12 protein-coding genes are annotated in these 15,523 nt (G+C 73.5%); 2 read left to right on the forward strand and 10 right to left on the reverse strand.

From position 1 onward, the window contains the following. The 4 genes from PLP61_RS07570 to pepN all read right to left on the reverse strand — a co-directional run. Positions 1–796: AAA family ATPase (locus PLP61_RS07570; protein WP_324501895.1), on the reverse strand; the 796-nt coding region annotated here is incomplete at its 3' end. Continuing rightward, a complete protein-coding gene (locus PLP61_RS07575; RefSeq protein ID WP_324501897.1) occupies positions 796–1,956 on the reverse strand; it encodes an exonuclease SbcCD subunit D in 1,161 nt (386 codons plus the stop codon). The genes PLP61_RS07575 and PLP61_RS07570, both read right to left, overlap by 1 nt. A 63-nt stretch (positions 1,957–2,019) precedes the next feature. Further along, positions 2,020–2,850: a formate dehydrogenase accessory sulfurtransferase FdhD gene (locus tag PLP61_RS07580; protein ID WP_324501899.1), complete on the reverse strand. Its 831-nt coding sequence runs from the start codon at positions 2,848–2,850 to the stop codon at positions 2,020–2,022. Next, positions 2,847–5,303, reverse strand: a complete 2,457-nt coding sequence (pepN, locus tag PLP61_RS07585) for an aminopeptidase N (RefSeq protein ID WP_324501901.1) — start codon at positions 5,301–5,303, stop codon at positions 2,847–2,849. Before pepN ends, PLP61_RS07580 begins: the two co-directional genes overlap by 4 nt. 147 nt (positions 5,304–5,450) lie before the next feature. On the opposite strand from pepN, the gene PLP61_RS07590 reads away from it, so the two are divergent. After that, on the forward strand, positions 5,451–7,298 hold the full coding sequence (locus PLP61_RS07590) for an AMP-dependent synthetase/ligase (RefSeq protein WP_324501903.1): 1,848 nt from the start codon (positions 5,451–5,453) through the stop codon (positions 7,296–7,298). Between the two features lie 50 nt (positions 7,299–7,348). Here the strand turns inward: PLP61_RS07590 and purU are convergent, their stop codons facing one another. The 5 genes from purU to PLP61_RS07615 all read right to left on the reverse strand — a co-directional run bounded on the left by purU (position 7,349) and on the right by PLP61_RS07615 (position 13,351). Then, complete coding sequence (gene purU, locus PLP61_RS07595) at positions 7,349–8,197, reverse strand: formyltetrahydrofolate deformylase (protein WP_324501905.1); 849 nt, start codon at positions 8,195–8,197, stop codon at positions 7,349–7,351. A 105-nt stretch (positions 8,198–8,302) separates the two neighbouring features. Further along, positions 8,303–8,521: a formate dehydrogenase subunit delta gene (locus tag PLP61_RS07600; RefSeq protein ID WP_324501906.1), complete on the reverse strand. Its 219-nt coding sequence runs from the start codon at positions 8,519–8,521 to the stop codon at positions 8,303–8,305. After that, positions 8,518–11,367 (reverse strand): formate dehydrogenase subunit alpha, encoded by a 2,850-nt coding sequence (fdhF, locus tag PLP61_RS07605; RefSeq protein ID WP_324501907.1) that lies wholly within the window; start codon positions 11,365–11,367, stop codon positions 8,518–8,520. Before fdhF ends, PLP61_RS07600 begins: the two co-directional genes overlap by 4 nt. Then, positions 11,364–12,893 carry a formate dehydrogenase beta subunit gene (locus PLP61_RS07610; RefSeq protein ID WP_324501909.1) on the reverse strand — a complete coding sequence of 510 codons (1,530 nt, stop codon included), beginning with the start codon at positions 12,891–12,893 and terminating at the stop codon, positions 11,364–11,366. Before PLP61_RS07610 ends, fdhF begins: the two co-directional genes overlap by 4 nt. Continuing rightward, the gene (locus PLP61_RS07615; protein WP_324501911.1) at positions 12,890–13,351 is read right to left on the reverse strand and encodes an NAD(P)H-dependent oxidoreductase subunit E; all 462 of its coding nucleotides are present in this window, start codon (positions 13,349–13,351) and stop codon (positions 12,890–12,892) included. The genes PLP61_RS07610 and PLP61_RS07615 overlap by 4 nt, the downstream gene beginning before the upstream one ends. Positions 13,352–13,471: 120 nt before the next feature. Here PLP61_RS07615 and abmR point away from each other — a divergent pair, with 120 nt between their 5' ends. After that, positions 13,472–14,032 carry an ATP-binding transcription factor AbmR gene (gene abmR / locus PLP61_RS07620; RefSeq protein ID WP_324501913.1) on the forward strand — a complete coding sequence of 187 codons (561 nt, stop codon included), beginning with the start codon at positions 13,472–13,474 and terminating at the stop codon, positions 14,030–14,032. Positions 14,033–14,040: 8 nt separating this feature from the next. Here abmR and PLP61_RS07625 read toward each other — a convergent pair. Continuing rightward, on the reverse strand, positions 14,041–15,523 hold a 1,483-nt coding region (locus PLP61_RS07625; RefSeq protein WP_324501915.1), incomplete at its 5' end, for a gamma-glutamyltransferase.

Here is a 15,523-nt window from a genome sequence, read left to right on the forward strand (position 1 = left end):
CCAGACTGCTGGCCGCCTCGACGGCCCTCGCACGGGCCGCGCCGGCCCGCTCCGCGGACCAGGCGGTGCCGGAACCCTCGGCAGCGGCCAGGGCCAGGTCGGTCTCCGCGCAGTCGGCGGGCGGTGGTGCGTCGGCGGCCTCGCTGAGCCGGCTGACCAGGTCCCCGACCTCCTGCTGCCGCGCGCGGGAGCGTCCGGCGACCTCACGGCGTCGGTCGCGCAGCCAGCGCTCCACTCCCTCGAAGCGGCCGGTGCGGAACAGCTGCTGCAGCAGGCGGTGCCGGTCCTCCGAGCGGGCCCGCAGGAAGGCCTGGAACCCTCCTTGGGGCAGCATGACCACCTGGGTGAACTGGGAGAGGTTCATCCCCAGCAGGCTGGTGACCAGCTGACCGGTCTCGTCCAGCCGGGAGGACAACGGCACCCAGGCGTCACCGACCCGCTCGGTGGCGGTGACCGAGGCCTGCTGCGGGGTGGTGCCGACGCCCCGCTTCTTGGGGCGCAGCCAGGCGGGGGAGCGGACCAGACGCACACGGCGGCCGGAGAGGGTGCACTCCAGGCTCACCCGTGGCGCGGTCCCGGGGGAGGCGTGGTCCGAGCGCAGCCGCTTGGCGCCGGCGCGGTCGCCGGGGACGTCGCCGTACAGCGCGAAGCAGACGGCGTCCAGGATGCTGGTCTTGCCGGCGCCGGTGGGTCCGGTGAGCAGGAACAGGCCGCCGTCGCAGAGCGCGTCGAAGTCGACCTCGACGGTGTCCGCGAAGGGCCCGAAAGCGGTGATCTCCAGCCGGTGCAGGCGCATCAGGCACCTCGGCCGAGGACGTCGGCGTCCGGGTCGTCCGGCACCGCGTCGCAGGCTGCACCCAGCAGGGCCCGCTCGGCGGGAGTGGCGGGGCGGCCCCGCAGCTCGGCGACGAACTCGAGCGCGATCTCGTGGTCGCTGCGTCCGGTCGGACGGGCCACGGGTGCCTCGCCGGGCGGCGGGTGCGTCGGCGCGAAGGAGAGCAGCAGGGTGTGCGGGAAGCGGCGGCGCAGCCGCTCCATGGCCTGCCCCGGTCGGACGTCGTCGGTGAGGGTGACCTCGACCCAGGACGTCTCGGCCGTCGAGTGCCGGGGGTCGTGCAGCAGCTCCTCGAGGGTGCCGCTGAGCCGGGCCAGCGACCGCGGCACCGGCGCCTCCACAAACTCCGCCTGCGGCTCGTCGACGCCCAGGTCGACCAGCCAGGACCCTTTGACGTGAGCGGCCTCGGAGAACGAGTAGGCGAGCGGGGACCCGCTGTACCGCACGCGGGGGGTGAGCGACTGCCGACCGTGCAGGTGGCCCAGCGCGGTGTAGTCGATCCCGTCGAACAGTGCTGCGGGAACCACCTGGACCCCGCCCACGGCGATGTCCCGCTCGGAGTCGCTGGGTCGGCCACCGGCCACGAAGGCGTGCGCGACCACCACCGACCGGGTGCCTGCCGGCAGGGTCGCCAGGTCGAGGCGGACACGGCGCAGCGCCTCGGCGAGAGCCGCCTGGTGGGAGCGCCCCGCGAGGCCCCACGCCTCCCGGACCGACTCGGGGTCGAGGTAGGGCAGCGCGTAGACCGCCACGGGTCCGTGCTCGTCGGCCAGCGTCACCGGGACCCCGACCTGGGCCGCGTCGGCGCGGATGTGGACACCCGCGGCGTCGATCAGCCGGGACCCGAACCCGAGCCGGTGCGCGGAGTCGTGGTTGCCGCTCGTGACGACCACCGTCGCGCGAGAGGACGCCAGCCGGGCCAGCGTGTCGTCGGCGAGCCGCACCGCGTCCACCGGGGGCAGGGCGCGGTCGTAGACGTCCCCGGCGACCACGACCAGGTCCACCTGCTCGGCGGCCACCACCTCGAGCAGGTGGTCGGCGAAGGCGGCCTGGTGGGTGAGCATCGACTCCCGGTGGAAGGACCGGCCGAGGTGCCAGTCGGAGGTGTGGAGGATGCGCACACCACGACCCTAGGAGGGACCGCCGACAGTGGTGCGGACCCACGCCGGGCGCCCCCGGGTGCGTCAGGTGTAGCGCACGCAGCGGTCGGCAGAGGTGAACCCGTAGAGGGTGAGACCGGCACCCCGGGCCAGGTGCACCGCCAGGCTCGAGGGGGCACCGACCGACACCAGGGCACCGATCCCTGCCGCGACGGCCTTCTGCGCCAGCTCGAAGCCGGCCCGGCCACTGACGACCAGGCACGCCTCGGCGGTGGGCTGCCCGGCCAGCACCCGGGCGCCGGTCACCTTGTCCACCGCGTTGTGCCGGCCGACGTCCTCGCGGACCGCCAGCGTCTCCCCGGCCGCGGAGAAGAGCCCGGCGGCGTGCACGCCGCCGGTGCGGGCGAACACCGACTGGGCCTCCCGCAGCAGCCGGGGGAGCCGCCGGACCACCGCAGGCTCGGGGAGTGCCCCGGTCCAGGCCGGGGCGTGGGGGACGTCGAGGACGGCGGCGATGCTGTCCTTGCCGCAGACCCCGCAGGCGGAGCCGGCACCGAACCCGGCGTGGCGGTCGGCCGGGTCCAGCGCCGGTGCGGTGCCGAGGGTCACCGTGACCACGTTGAACTCCTGCGCGTCCGTGAGGTCGCGGTCGGTGCAGTAAGCCACCTGACGCAGGTCGCCGGGCGCCGCCAGCCCCTCGTGCACGACGTATCCGGCGGCGAGCTCGAAGTCGTGGCCGGGGGTGCGCATGGTGACCCAGACGCGGCGCGGGTCGGCGCCGGGCCAGCCGAGGCGCAGCTCCAGCGGCTCCTCGGTGGCCACCCGGTCCTCGCGGTCGCGCTCCAGGTCATCGGTCAGCTCGTGCACGCGGGTGCGCACCGTGGGTCCCGGGCGCCGGCCGCGGGCGGTGGTCACCGGCCGAACCTCTCCCGCACCGCGAGCCGCCGGGCGAGCTCGTCGGTGAGATCCACCAGGCGACGGCGCAGGGACGGCTCGAGGTCCGCACGGGCCTCCAGCGCCCGGGCCCGGTCCAGGGTGGCGGCATCGACGGAGGTGAGGGGGAAGAACCAGCCGGCGGCGTCGGCGAGCACCCAGCCCTGCCGGACCTCGGCGGTGCGGGGCAGCTCGTCGAAGTACCGCGCGACGTAGTCCCGGGTCAGGTGCTCCTGACCGGGTCGCCACAGGCCGGCTCCGGCCGCCTCGATCTCGTAGTTGGGGGCGTCGGTGTCACCGGTGAAGTAGGCCCACGCGAACGCCTTGGCCTCCGGGTCGGGCAGCGAGGCGACCGCCCGGACGTGCTCCACGCGCGCGACAGCCGTCGGGGCGGAGGAGAGCTGTCGCTGCAGCTCGTCCCGGTCGGTGGCCCCCAGGCTCGCCAGGCGGACCAGCACGAGCCAGCGCAGGTCCTCGTCCAGCTCCAGACCGGCCGGGAGGTCGGTCCCGTCGCGCCACGCGGCGAGCCGTTCTCCGGGCGGGGCCGAGCGGACCGCGGTCTGGAAGGCGGCCAGCTGAAGGGTCGACCCCGCAGGCGCCGTCCGCAGGCGGCTCAGGGCGGCTCCGTGCACCCGGGCCAGGGCCGCCTCACGGTCGTCGGACAGCGTGGCCACCCGTTCGACCACATCACGGATGCGACGCTGGAACACCTCGTCGGCGGTCTCGGTGGGCAGGGCCGCCTCGACCACGTCGAGCACCGCGTCGGGAGACACCTGCCCGTCGTGGAACGTGCCGGCGAGCCCGTTCCACACGCCGGCGCGCAGCATGGGGTCGGTCGTGCGGGGCAGCAGCGCCGGTAGCGCCGTGACCGTCTCCGGGTCCAGGTGGGGGACCGCCCAGGTGTCCTCGAACGGGTCGAGCACCACCGCGGTCCCGGGGGGGACCTGGAACGGCGTCCCCGGAGGCTCGACCTCCACCTCCTCGGTGCGCCACTCTCCCGGGGACGTGGCGGTGGCCACCCGCAGCCGGTGCCGGCGGTGCGCGGGGTGTGGGGCCGGGACGGTGCAGGTGAGCACGCCGCGGTCCCGGTCCAGGCGCAGCACGTCGGCGCCGGCGGAGCGCAGCCAGGCCGTGGTGAAGCCGGCCAGGTCGTGCGCCCCGGCCCGCTCCCAGCTGGCGAAGAGGTCGTGCATGGTCGCGTTCCCGAACCGGTGGCGGCGGAAGTGGTCGGCGGCGCCGGACAGGAAGACCTCGTCGCCCAGGGTGGAGCTCAGCAGCTTGAGGAGCGCCGAGCCCTTGACGTAGGAGATCCCGTCGAAGTCCTGCAGGGCGCTGCTGGCGTCGGTCGCCCCGTTTCCGGCCACCGGGTGGGTGCTGGGCCGCCGGTCGGCGACCAGGCCCCACTGGCGCCGCAGGTGGGAGTCGGTCACCCAGGCCTCGTGGAACGCCGTGACGTCGGCGGTGACCCGGATGCCCATGTACTCCGCGAAGGACTCGTTGAGCCACAGGTCGTCCCACCACACCGGGGTGGTGAGGTTGCCGAACCACTGGTGCGCCATCTCGTGGGCGATGGTGGTGGCCCGGTTGACACGCTCCCCCCGGGTGACCCGGCTGGTGAACACCAGGGTGTCGCGGAAGGTGACGCACCCGGGGTTCTCCATGGCACCCGCGTTGAACTCGGGGACGAAGGCCTGGTGGTAGTCGCCGAAGGGGTAGCGGATGCCGAAGAGCCGGTGGAACTCGTCGAAGCACTGGCCGGTGAGGGTGAACAGCTCCTCGGCGTCCTTCTCCAGGTGCGTCGCCAGGCTGGCCCGCGCCGACAGGCCGAGCGGTACGCCGTCGTGCTCGGTGCGCAGCAGGTGGTAGGGCCCGGCCACGACGGTGACGAAGTACGTCGACAGCGGGGGTGTCGTGGCGAACTCCCACACCCCGGGCTCGACCTGCTCGCCAGGGGCGTTGCCGACGACGCTCCAGTCCTGCGGTGCCCGCACGTGCAGGGTCAGCGGTGCCTTGAGGTCGGGCTGGTCGAAGCAGGCGAACACGCTGGGGGCGGCGTCCATGAAGCACATCGCGTAGACGTAGTGCCGCCCGTCGGCCGGGTCCACGCTGCGGTGCAGCCCCTCGCCGTCGTTGCGGTAGCGCATCATCGCGTCGACCACGAGCTCGTGCCGGCCGGCGGCCGGCGCGATCGGCAGCCTCCCGTGGGCGAGGGCGCCGGAGTCGAGGGGGTCGCCGTCGAGCGTGATCCGCAGCACCCGAGCGCTCTGGAGGTCCAGGAATGTCGGCCCTCCCGTGGTGGAGAAGCCGATCCTCGTGGTCGAGCCGAAGTGCCGCTCGCCGAGGGTCAGGTCGAGAGTGACGTCGTACTCGTGGACCAGCAGCTGTCGGCCCCGCTCGGTGGCCTCGGTCCGGGTCAGGCTGCGGGTTGCGGTCACGCCGGCCAGCCTAGCCGGGTGCGCCGACCGGCCCACTCGGCGTGGAACGGCACGACCGTGCTGGCACGGCCCTGCCCGGCTCCCGTGAAGGTCCCCACCCGCGCTCGGGTACGTTGAGCATGAGCCGCGAAAGGGAGTGAGGGTGCCATGACCCTGACAACGAGCGGGTCCACCGACACCAGCAGCTATCCCACACCCGCAGCATCGCTGGCCCAGCTGTTCTACGACCGGGTCGCGGCGACGCCGCACGACGAGGCGTTCCGCTTTCCCACCGGGACCGGATGGGCCTCGGTCACCTGGGCGCAGACCCTCGACACCGTCAAGACGATGGCAGCCGGTCTGCTGGCACTGGGGATCCAGCCGGAGGAGCGGGTCGCGATCGCCTCCGGCACCCGCATCGAGTGGCTCTACGCCGACCTCGCGATCATGTGCGCGGGGGCCGCCACGACCGCGGTGTACCCCACCACCGCGGCCGAGGATGTCGCGTTCATCCTGTCAGACAGCGGCAGCCGCATCGTCTTTGCCGAGGACGACGGCCAGATCGCCAAGCTGCGCCTCCAGCGCGAGCACCTGCCCCACCTGATCCGGGTGATCACCTTCGCCGGTGAGTCGGACGGCGAATGGGTGTTGAGCCTGGCCGACCTGGAGGCGTTGGGGGCAAGGCACCTCGTCGACCACCCCACCTCGGTCGACGACGCCGTGGCCGCCATCCGGCCCGAGGACCTGGCCACACTGATCTACACGTCGGGAACCACCGGACGACCCAAGGGCGTGGAGCTGCCCCATCGATGCTGGACCTACCTCGGCGCCGGAGCCGAGAGCATCGAGATCCTGCGAAAGGACGACCTGCAGTACTTGTGGCTGCCGCTGTCGCACTCCTTCGGGAAGATGCTCGCGGCGGTACAGCTGCAGATCGGGTTCCCTTCAGCCGTCGACGGCCGCATCGACATGATCGTCGAGAACCTGGCGCTGGTCCGACCCACCTTCATGGCGGGTCCCCCCCGGATCTTCGAGAAGGTGCACGGCAAGATCGTGCAGACCGTCCATGAGGACGCCGGCCTCAGGTCCAAGCTGTTCACCTGGGCGTTCGGAGTGGGTGAGCAGGTCTCCCGCGCCCGGGTCGAGGGGAGAGCTCCGGGCCGGGCACTCCGGGTCCGGTACGCCGTGGCGGACCGGCTGGTGCTGTCGAAGATCCGCGACCGGCTCGGTGGACGGATGCGCTTCATGGTCTCGGGAAGCGCAGCCCTCTCCCGGGACATCGCCACCTGGTTCCACGCAGCCGGGGTGACCTTGATCGAGGGATACGCGCTGACGGAGACCGGTGGTGGGGCCTGCATCGGAGACCCCGAGCACCCGGCGTTCGGGGTCGTGGGGCCGCCGCTGGTCGGCTCGGAGCTCACGATCGCCGACGACGGGGAGATCCTGATCCGCGGTCCCCTGGTGATGCGCGGCTACCACAACCTGCCCGACGAGACGGCCACGGTGCTCAGCCCCGACGGCTGGTTCTCCACCGGTGACATCGGCGAGCTGGACGCGCTCGGCCGACTCCGGGTCACCGACCGGAAGAAGGACCTGATCAAGACCTCCGGCGGGAAGTACATCGCGCCGCAACCCATCGAGGCCCAGTTCAAGGCGGTCTGCCCACTGGCTAGCCAGATGCTGGTGCACGCCGAGCGACGCAACTACGCGACGGCCCTGGTCGCCTTGGACCCGGACGCGCTGCAGCAGTGGGGCCGGGCGCAGGGCCTCAGTGCCTCCGACTACCACCTGCTGGCCGCTGACCCCGCGGTCCGCGGCTACGTGCAGAAGTGCATCGACGAGCTCAACGGCCAGCTGAACCGGTGGGAGACCATCAAGGACTTCCGGATCCTCGACCACGACCTGTCGGTGGAGAGCGATGAGCTGACGCCGAGCATGAAGGTGAAGCGCAAGGTCATCGAGGCGCGCTACGCGTCGGTCCTCGACTCGATGTACGGCGGACAGCCGCGCGACTGACCGGACCGGTGCCGACCACGCCGGCCGCGGGACGCGGCCGGGCCAGGCGCTCAGTCCGCGAACACCACCGTCCTCGCTCCACACAGGAAGACCCGGTCCTCGGCGTGCGCGGTGACCGCTCGCGCCAGCACCAGCCGCTCCACGTCGCGGCCCAGCCGGACCATCTGCTCGGCGGTGCGGGTGTGCCCGACCCGGACGACGTCCTGCTCGATGATCGGCCCCTCGTCGAGATCGCCGGTGACGTAGTGGGCCGTGGCCCCGATGAGCTTCACGCCCCGGTCGTGGGCCTGGTGGTAGGGCCTGGCCCCCTTGAAGCCGGGCAGGAACGAGTGGTGGATGTTGATGGCGCGTCCGGCCAGCCGGCGGCAGGCCTCGTCGGAGAGGACCTGCATGTAGCGGGCGAGCACGACCACGTCGATCCGGTGGTCCTCGACCAGCTCGAGGAGCCGGGCCTCGGCGGCGGGCTTGGTGGCCGGCGTGACCGGGACGTGGACGTACTCCAGGCCGTGCCGCTCCACGAGCTCCCGCAGGTCCTCGTGGTTGGAGACCACCACGGGGATCTCCACGGGGAGCTCGCCGCGCTCCCAGCGGTACAGCAGGTCGACCAGGCAGTGGTCCAGGCGGGAGACCATCAGCAGCGCCCGCCGGTGCCGGTCACGCGGCCGCAGGGAGAGCCGGGCGCCGAACGCGGCCAGCTCCGCACCGACCAGGGCCCGCAGCTCCTCGGCATCGGCCGCGGGTGCCTCGAACTCGGTGCGCACGCAGAACAGGCCGGTGGTCGGGTCGGAGAACTGGGCGCTGTCCAGGATGGTGCCGCCGGCCCGGCCGATGCCGGTGGCGAGGGCGAGCACGATGCCGGGGCGGTCGGGGCACTGCAGGGTCAGGACGTAGTGCGGCATGGGACCTTCCGAGGAGGGAGCGGCCCGGGAAGCGTACGCCGACCGGCGCGGGGTCGTGCTGCCGGTCCGGGACCTGCGCTCGCGCGGGGCGTTCGAGGACGACGCTCAGCCCGGCGGGTGACGCCTCGCCGCGGCGGCCACCAGCGGGTCGACGTCCGGGTCGCCCGCGGCGACCAGCTCGCGCAGCCGGGCCCGCATCCGCGGCTCCCAGAACCGCGCCAGGTGGGCCGCGATCCGCTCGACGGCCTCGTCCTGGGGCAGGTGGGCGAACTGGCGGGCGATGTCGTTGCCCAACCGCGCCTCGGGGGCGATGCCGTGGGTCACCGGCGGCCCGCCAGCTCGCGCGCCGCGGCCTCGCGGTCGGTCTCGCCCCGGGCGTTGGCCACCTCGACCTGCACGGCGGTCACCTTGTACTCCGGGCAGTTGGTCGCCCAGTCGGAGTTCTCGGTGGTCACCACGTTCGCCCCGGTGACCGGGTGGTGGAAGGTGGTGTAGACGACCCCCGCCGGCATCCGCTCAGAGACCTCCGCGCGGAGGGTGGTGCGGCCGACCCGGCTGGACAGCTCGACGAGGTCGCCGGTGGCGATGCCGCGCACCTCGGCGTCGGCCGGGTGGATCTCCAGGACGTCCTCGGGGTGCCAGGTGTTGTTGGAGGTACGCCGGGTCTGGGCGCCCACGTTGTACTGGGTGAGGATCCGCCCGGTGGTCAGCACCAGGGGGAACCGGCGGGTGGTGCGCTCGGTCGTGGGGACGTACACGGTCTCGACCAGGTTGCCCTTGCCGCGCACGAACTCCCCGACGTGCATGGTGGGGGTGCCGTGCGGCGCGGCCTCGGTGACCGGCCACTGCATGGAGCCCTCGGCGTCGAGGCGGGCGAAGGACACGCCCGCGAAGGTCGGGGTCGTCGCGGCGATCTCGTCCATGATCTCGTGGGCTCCGGCGTACCCCATGTCGTAGCCCATGGCCCGGCCGATGTCGCAGGTGATCTGCCACTCGTCCTTGCCCTGCCGGGGCGCGAAGACCGGGCGCACCCGGTTGATCCGGCGCTCGGCGTTGGTGAACGTGCCGTCCTTCTCCAGGAAGGAGGTGCCGGGCAGGAACACGTGCGCGAACCGGGCGGTCTCGTTGAGGAACAGGTCCTGGACCACCACCAGGTCCATCGCCCGCAGCGCCGCCTCGACGTGCTGGGTGTTGGGGTCGGACTGCGCGATGTCCTCCCCCTGGACGTAGAGGCCGCGGAAGGTCCCGGTGAGGGCGGCGTCGAACATGTTGGGGATGCGCAGCCCGGGCCGGGGGTCGAGGGTCCGGCCCCAGAGCCGCTCGTAGATCCCCCGGACCTCGTCGCGGGAGACGTGCCGGTAGCCCGGCAGCTCGTGGGGGAACGAGCCCATGTCGCAGGAGCCCTGGACGTTGTTCTGGCCGCGCAGCGGGTTGACGCCCACGCCCTCGCGGCCGAGGTTGCCGGTCACCATCGCCAGGTTGGCCATCCCCATCACCATGGTGGAGCCCTGGCTGTGCTCGGTGACCCCTAGCCCGTAGTAGATGGCGGCGTTGCCGGCGCTGCCGTAGAGGCGCGCGGCGGCGCGCAGCTCCGCGGCGGGGATGCCGGTGATCTCCTCGGTCGCCTCGGGGGAGTGCTCGGGCCGGGAGATGAAGGCGAGGTACCCCTCCACGTTCTCGCACCGCTCGCGCAGGAACCGCTCGTCGGCGAGCCCCTCGGTGACCACGACGTGGGCCATGGCGTTGACGAAGGCGACGTTGGTGCCCGGCCGGACCTGGAGGTGGTGGGCGGCCTCGACGTGCGGCCCGTGGACCAGGTCGATCCGGCGGGGGTCGGCCACGATGATCCGCGCTCCGGTCCTCAGCCGCCGCTTCAGCCGGGAGGCGAACACCGGGTGGGCGTCGGTCGGGTTCGCCCCGATGAGCAGGACCACGTCCGCCTGCTCCACCGAGGCGAAGTCCTGAGTGCCCGCGGACGTGCCGAACGCCTGGTTCAGGCCGTAGCCGGTGGGGGAGTGGCACACCCGGGCGCAGGTGTCGACGTTGTTGTTGCCGAAGGCCGCCCGGACCAGCTTCTGGACGACGTACACCTCCTCGTTGGTGCAGCGTGAGGAGGAGATCCCGCCGATGGCGCCGACGCCGTGCTCGGCCTGGAGCGCGCGGAAGCCCGCGGCGACCCGGTCGATCGCCTCCGTCCAGGAGACCACCTGCCAGGGGTCCTCGAGGGAGTCGCGCACCATGGGGTGCAGCTGCCGGTCGGCGTGCGAGGCGTAGCCGTAGGCGAACCGGCCCTTGACGCAGCTGTGGCCCTCGTTGGCTCCGCCGCTCTTGCTGGGCACCATCCGCACCACGCGGGTGTCGGGGCCCTCGCCCTGCACCTCGGCACGGAAGGAGCAGCCGACGCCGCAGTAGGCGCAGGTGGTGTCCACGACCCTGGTCGGCATGCCCAGCTCCACCACCGACCGCTCCTGGAGCGCCGAGGTGGGGCAGGCCTGCACGCAGGCCCCGCAGGACACGCACTCGGAGGACAGGAAGTCGGTTCCGCCGGGGGTGATCCGGGAGTCGAAGCCGCGGCCCTCCACGGTCAGGGCGAAGGTGCCCTGGATCTCGCCGCAGGCCCGCACGCAGCGCGAGCAGACGATGCACGCCGAGGGGTCGTAGTCGAAGTAGGGGTTCGTCGCGTCGTACGCCGTGGGGTCCAGGTGGGTCCGGCCGGGGCCGAAGCGCACCTCGGCGGCCCCCACCTGCACCGCCATCGCCTGCATCTCGCAGTTCCCGCGAGCGCAGCCCGCGCAGTCGGCGGGGTGGTCGGAGAGGTAGAGCTCCATCACCTGGCGGCGCAGCCTGCGGACCTGGTCGGTCTGGGTGGCCACCACCATGCCGTCGGTGCACGGTGTGGTGCACGAGGCCGGGACACCCCGGGCGCCCTCGATCTCGACCAGGCACATCCGGCAGGACCCGAAGGCCTTCAGGGAGTCGCTCGCGCAGAGCTTCGGGACCGTCACCCCGGCGAGCGCCGCGGCACGCAGCACCGAGGTGCCCGCGGGGACCTCGACGTCCCGGCCGTCCACGGTCAGCCGCACCGGAGGGGTGCCCTGCACCGCGGGTGTTCCCAGGTCCGGCTCGGGCGCCCACTGCTGGGCCGGTGCGGTCTGGTCGACGGTGGTCATCGGTCAGCTCCTTCCGGAGTGCGGTCGAAGTCCTCGGGGAAGTGCCGCAGGGCGGTGCGCACCGGCATCGGGGTGAGCTGGCCCATGGCGCACAGGGAGCCCTTGCTCATCACCTCGCACAGGTCCTCGAGGAGGCCGAGGTTCCTGCTGACGTCCTCACCGGCCAGCACCCGGTCGAGCGTCTCGACGCCGCGGACCGAGCCGACCCGGCACGGAGTGCACTTGCCGCAGGACTCCACGGCGCAGAACTCCATGGCGAAGCGCGCCAGCCGGGCCAGGTCCGCGGAGTCGTCCCAGACGACGACCCCGCCGTGCCCCAGCATCGCGTCGGCCTCGGCCAGGGCCTCGTAGTCCATCGGCAGGTCGAACCGCCCCGGGGGCAGGTAGCCGCCCAGCGGGCCGCCGACCTGGACCGCCCGGACCGGACGGCCGGTGCGGGTGCCTCCGGCGTACCCCTCCACGAGGTCGCCGATCGTCACGCCGAACGGCAGCTCCACGATCCCGCCCCGGCGGACGTTGCCGGCCAGCTGGAACACCTGGGTGCCCCGGGACCGTCCGGTGCCGAGCGCGGCGTAGGCGGCCCCGCCGTCGGCCAGCACCATCGGCACCGTGCCCAAGGTGAGCGCGTTGTTGACGACGGTCGGCCGCCCGAACAGCCCGGCCACGGCCGGGATCGGGGGACGGGCGCGGACCTCGCCCCGGCGGCCCTCGAGACTCTCGAGCATCGAGGACTCCTCGCCGCAGATGTAGGCGCCCGCCCCGACCCGGACGTGCAGGTCGAACCGCACCCCGCTGCCGAGGACGTCCTCGCCGAGGAAGCCGTGGGTGTAGGCGCTCTCCACCGCGCGGCGCAGAGCTGCCACCGCGTGCGGGTACTCCGAGCGCACGTAGACGTAGCCTTCGGTGGCACCGACGGCGTACCCGGCGATGACCATCCCCTCGACCAGCGAGAACGGGTCGCCCTCGGCCAGCATCCGGTCGGCGAAGGTCCCCGAGTCGCCCTCGTCGAGGTTGCAGCACACGAACTTCTGGTCGGCCTCGCCCGCGAGCACGGTGCGCCACTTCAGACCGGTCGGGAACCCGGCGCCGCCGCGCCCGCGCAGCCCGGAGTCGACCACCTCGGCCACCACCTGCTCCGGGCTCAGGGAGAGCGCCCGGCGCAGGCCGGCCCAGCCGCCGTGCGCGGCGTAGTCATCGACCGACCGGGGATCGACCACCCCGACGCGGGCGAAGGTCACCCGGCGCTGGTCACGCAGCCAGGGGTGCTCCTCCACCGGGCCCAGACAGCGCTCGGGCAGGTCGTCGAGGCCACCGGCGAGCAGGGCGGGCACGTCGGCGGCGGTGACGTTGGCGTAGCCCACGCGGCCGCGGTCGGTGGCGACCTCCACCAGCGGCTCGGCCCACAGCAGCCCGCGCGAGCCGGTCCGCACCACGCTGACCCCCGGTGCGGCCTCGAGGACGGCGGCGACGTCGTCGGCACCGACGGACAGCGCGGCCGCGTCGCGGGGCACGAACACGGTGGTCATCGGCGCCACTCGCGGGTCAGGGCGTCGATGCGGGCCCCGTCGAGCCGGCCGTGCAGGGTCCCGTCGAGCGTCCCGGACGGCCCGAGAGCGCAGTTGCCCAGGCAGAAGACCTCGGCCACCTCGGTCCCCTCGCCGAGCTCGCCGGCCGCCGCCCGGGACCGCGTCCCGTCGTAGAGCTCCTGGCCGCCGACCGCCTGGCAGGCCTCGGCGCGGCAGAGCCGGATCTCGTGCGACGGCGGGGGAGCGGTGCGGAAGTCGTGGTAGAAGCTCACCGCCCCGTGCACCTCCGCGACCGACAGGTGCAGCACGTCGGCCAGCACCGGGAAGTCGCTGCGGTCGAGGTGGCCGAGCTCCTCCATCACCTCGTGGAGGGCCGGCAGCAGCGGGCCTCGCTCGTGGCGGTGCTGCTCGGCGAGGGTGCGCACGAGGGCGGCACGGTCGTGGGCGGTGTCGGACATGGCTCCCCGGCTGGACGAGAGGAATGTGACCTAGGTCGCAGTCTAGGCCGCCCGGCGGCGAGGTGGGACTTGCGTTGGTGTGTAACGTTGTAATCAAGTAATTCACACGAGGAGGAACCGATGTTCGCCACAGACGACATCCGCCGCGGACGCCGCGGCTCCGGGCGGCGCGGAGGTTGGCAGAGTGCCGACCTGCCGCCCGCCGACGACGCCGCCGACTGGTTCGCCGGCCGGCTGCCGGGGGAGTGGTTCAGCGAGGTCCAGGTCAACGTCGACCGCGAGGAGATCACCGTGGTCGGCACCTTGGCCGACGAGGACGCGGCCGACGGGGCAGCCGCGGAGGGCAGGGTGAGCCGGTTCCGTGCCGACACCCGGGAACGCCGCATCGAGATCGCCCGCGAGGCCGAGGCCCGCTACGGGCGGACCGTGTCGTGGGGAGTCCGGCACGGCGGCGTGGAGGCGCTCTTCACCCACCTGGCGGTGCCGGTGATGACCCGGCTGCGCCAGCCCGAGCGGCAGGTCCTCGACACCCTGGTCGACGCGGGCGTCGCCCGCTCCCGCGCCGACGCGCTGGCCTGGTCGGTACGCCTGGTGGGCGAGCACGCCGAGGAGTGGCTGGCCCAGCTGCGGGCCGCGATGAGCGAGGTCGAGACGCTGCGGGCCCAGGGGCCCACCGGCTGACCGGACGCTCACCCGGAGGCCGGGTCGGACACCCCGACCACGGCCTCCCGGCGCGCGTCCCCGGCCGCGAGCAGGGTGCCGTCCACGGCCCGGTACGCCGCGGCGACGCCCCCGAAGTACATGTCCGGCTCGGCGTACTCGTGCCCGGCGAGCCCCGAGGCTGCGACGGCGGCGGCGATCCCGGCGTCACGCTCGTACTCGACCCGGAAGTCGCCCGTCCCACCGAGCCGCAGGTGCAGCCGAGGGTTGGCGATCGCGGTCCGCAGGTCGGCGCCGTGCAGGCAGCCCTGACCGAGCACCAGCATGAGCGCCGTGGTGATCCGGTCCGCCCCGGGGGACCCGATCGCCAGCGTCCGGCCGTCGGCGGTCCGGCCGGTGGTCGGCGCCATGTTCGAGGCCAGCCTCGTCCCGGGTGGCATGGCGTGCAGCCCCCGACGGTTGAGCTCCACCTCGCCGAGGGCGTTGTTGAGCAGGATGCCGGTGCCCGGGATGGACGTGCCCGAGCCGTAGCCGCTGCTCATCGTGATCGCGCAGGCGTTCCCCCGGTCGTCGACCGCGGAGATGTGCGCGGTGGAGGCGGAGCCGCGCAGCGCGGCCAGACCGCGACGGTCCACCTCGCCGAGCAGGGCGAGGCCGTCGCCCTCCAGGTCGGCGGACAGGTCGTGCACGGAGGTGCGGTAGGCCAGCACCGCACGCTGGATCTCGATCGCGTCGGACCAGGTCCAGTCGCCGCGCCGGGCGAGCTCGGTGAGCATCACCGCCAGCATCGGGCCACCGACCGCGGGCGGCGGGTTGGTCGCGACCGACCACTCGCCGATGTCGAGCCGGTGGGCGGGGCGCACCACGGGCCGGTAGTCGGTGAGGTCGGCCGCGGTGACCAGCCCGCCGTGGCGCGCCAGGTCGTCGACCAGCGCCCGACCCACCCAGCCGGTGGTGAACAGCGAGACGCCCTCGGTGGCCAGCTGCTCCAGGACGTCGGCGAGCAGCTGGTTGCTCGTGCGCTCACCACCGCGCATCAGCCGTCCGTCGGGTGCCGTCACCAGGGCGTGCGCCTCGGGGTCCTCGCCGAACAGAGTGTCCGCCGTGAAGGACAGGTAGCGGGCCGAGGCCGGGCTCATCGGGTACCCGGACCGGGCAGCGGGCACCGCGGGAGCGACCAGGCGGGCCCAGGGCAGCCGCGCGTACAGCTCGTGGGCCCGGGCGAAGGCAGGAACGATCCCCGGGGTGGCGACCGAACCGTGCCCGGCGTACATGGTGACCCCGCCGCCGTACGTGGTGACGACCTCGCGCAGACCGGCGCCCAGGCGCGCCGGGTCCACGCCCCGCCCCGGCATCTCGACGTTCCCGTCGACCACCACCGGCTCGCCGCCGGCCGGCCACACGGCGACGTACGCACCGCCGCCGAAGCTCACCATGCCAGGCTCGGTGGCCAGCGCCACGAGGGCGGCGGCCAGCGCCGCGTCCACGGCGGAGCCGCCGTCGGCCGCCGTC

The organism is Nocardioides sp. (assembly GCF_035429765.1).
GTDB lineage: Bacteria > Actinomycetota > Actinomycetes > Propionibacteriales > Nocardioidaceae > Nocardioides.

Excerpts from the sequence above, each read along its gene's own strand:
- PLP61_RS07590 (WP_324501903.1), top strand. The coding sequence starts at position 5,451 with ATGACCCTGACAACGAGCGGGTCCACCGACACCAGCAGCTATCCCACA.
- purU (WP_324501905.1), bottom strand. The coding sequence starts at position 8,197 with ATGCCGCACTACGTCCTGACCCTGCAGTGCCCCGACCGCCCCGGCATC.
- fdhF (WP_324501907.1), bottom strand. The coding sequence starts at position 11,367 with ATGACCACCGTCGACCAGACCGCACCGGCCCAGCAGTGGGCGCCCGAG.
- PLP61_RS07610 (WP_324501909.1), bottom strand. The coding sequence starts at position 12,893 with ATGACCACCGTGTTCGTGCCCCGCGACGCGGCCGCGCTGTCCGTCGGT.
- PLP61_RS07615 (WP_324501911.1), bottom strand. The coding sequence starts at position 13,351 with ATGTCCGACACCGCCCACGACCGTGCCGCCCTCGTGCGCACCCTCGCC.
- abmR (WP_324501913.1), top strand. The coding sequence starts at position 13,472 with ATGTTCGCCACAGACGACATCCGCCGCGGACGCCGCGGCTCCGGGCGG.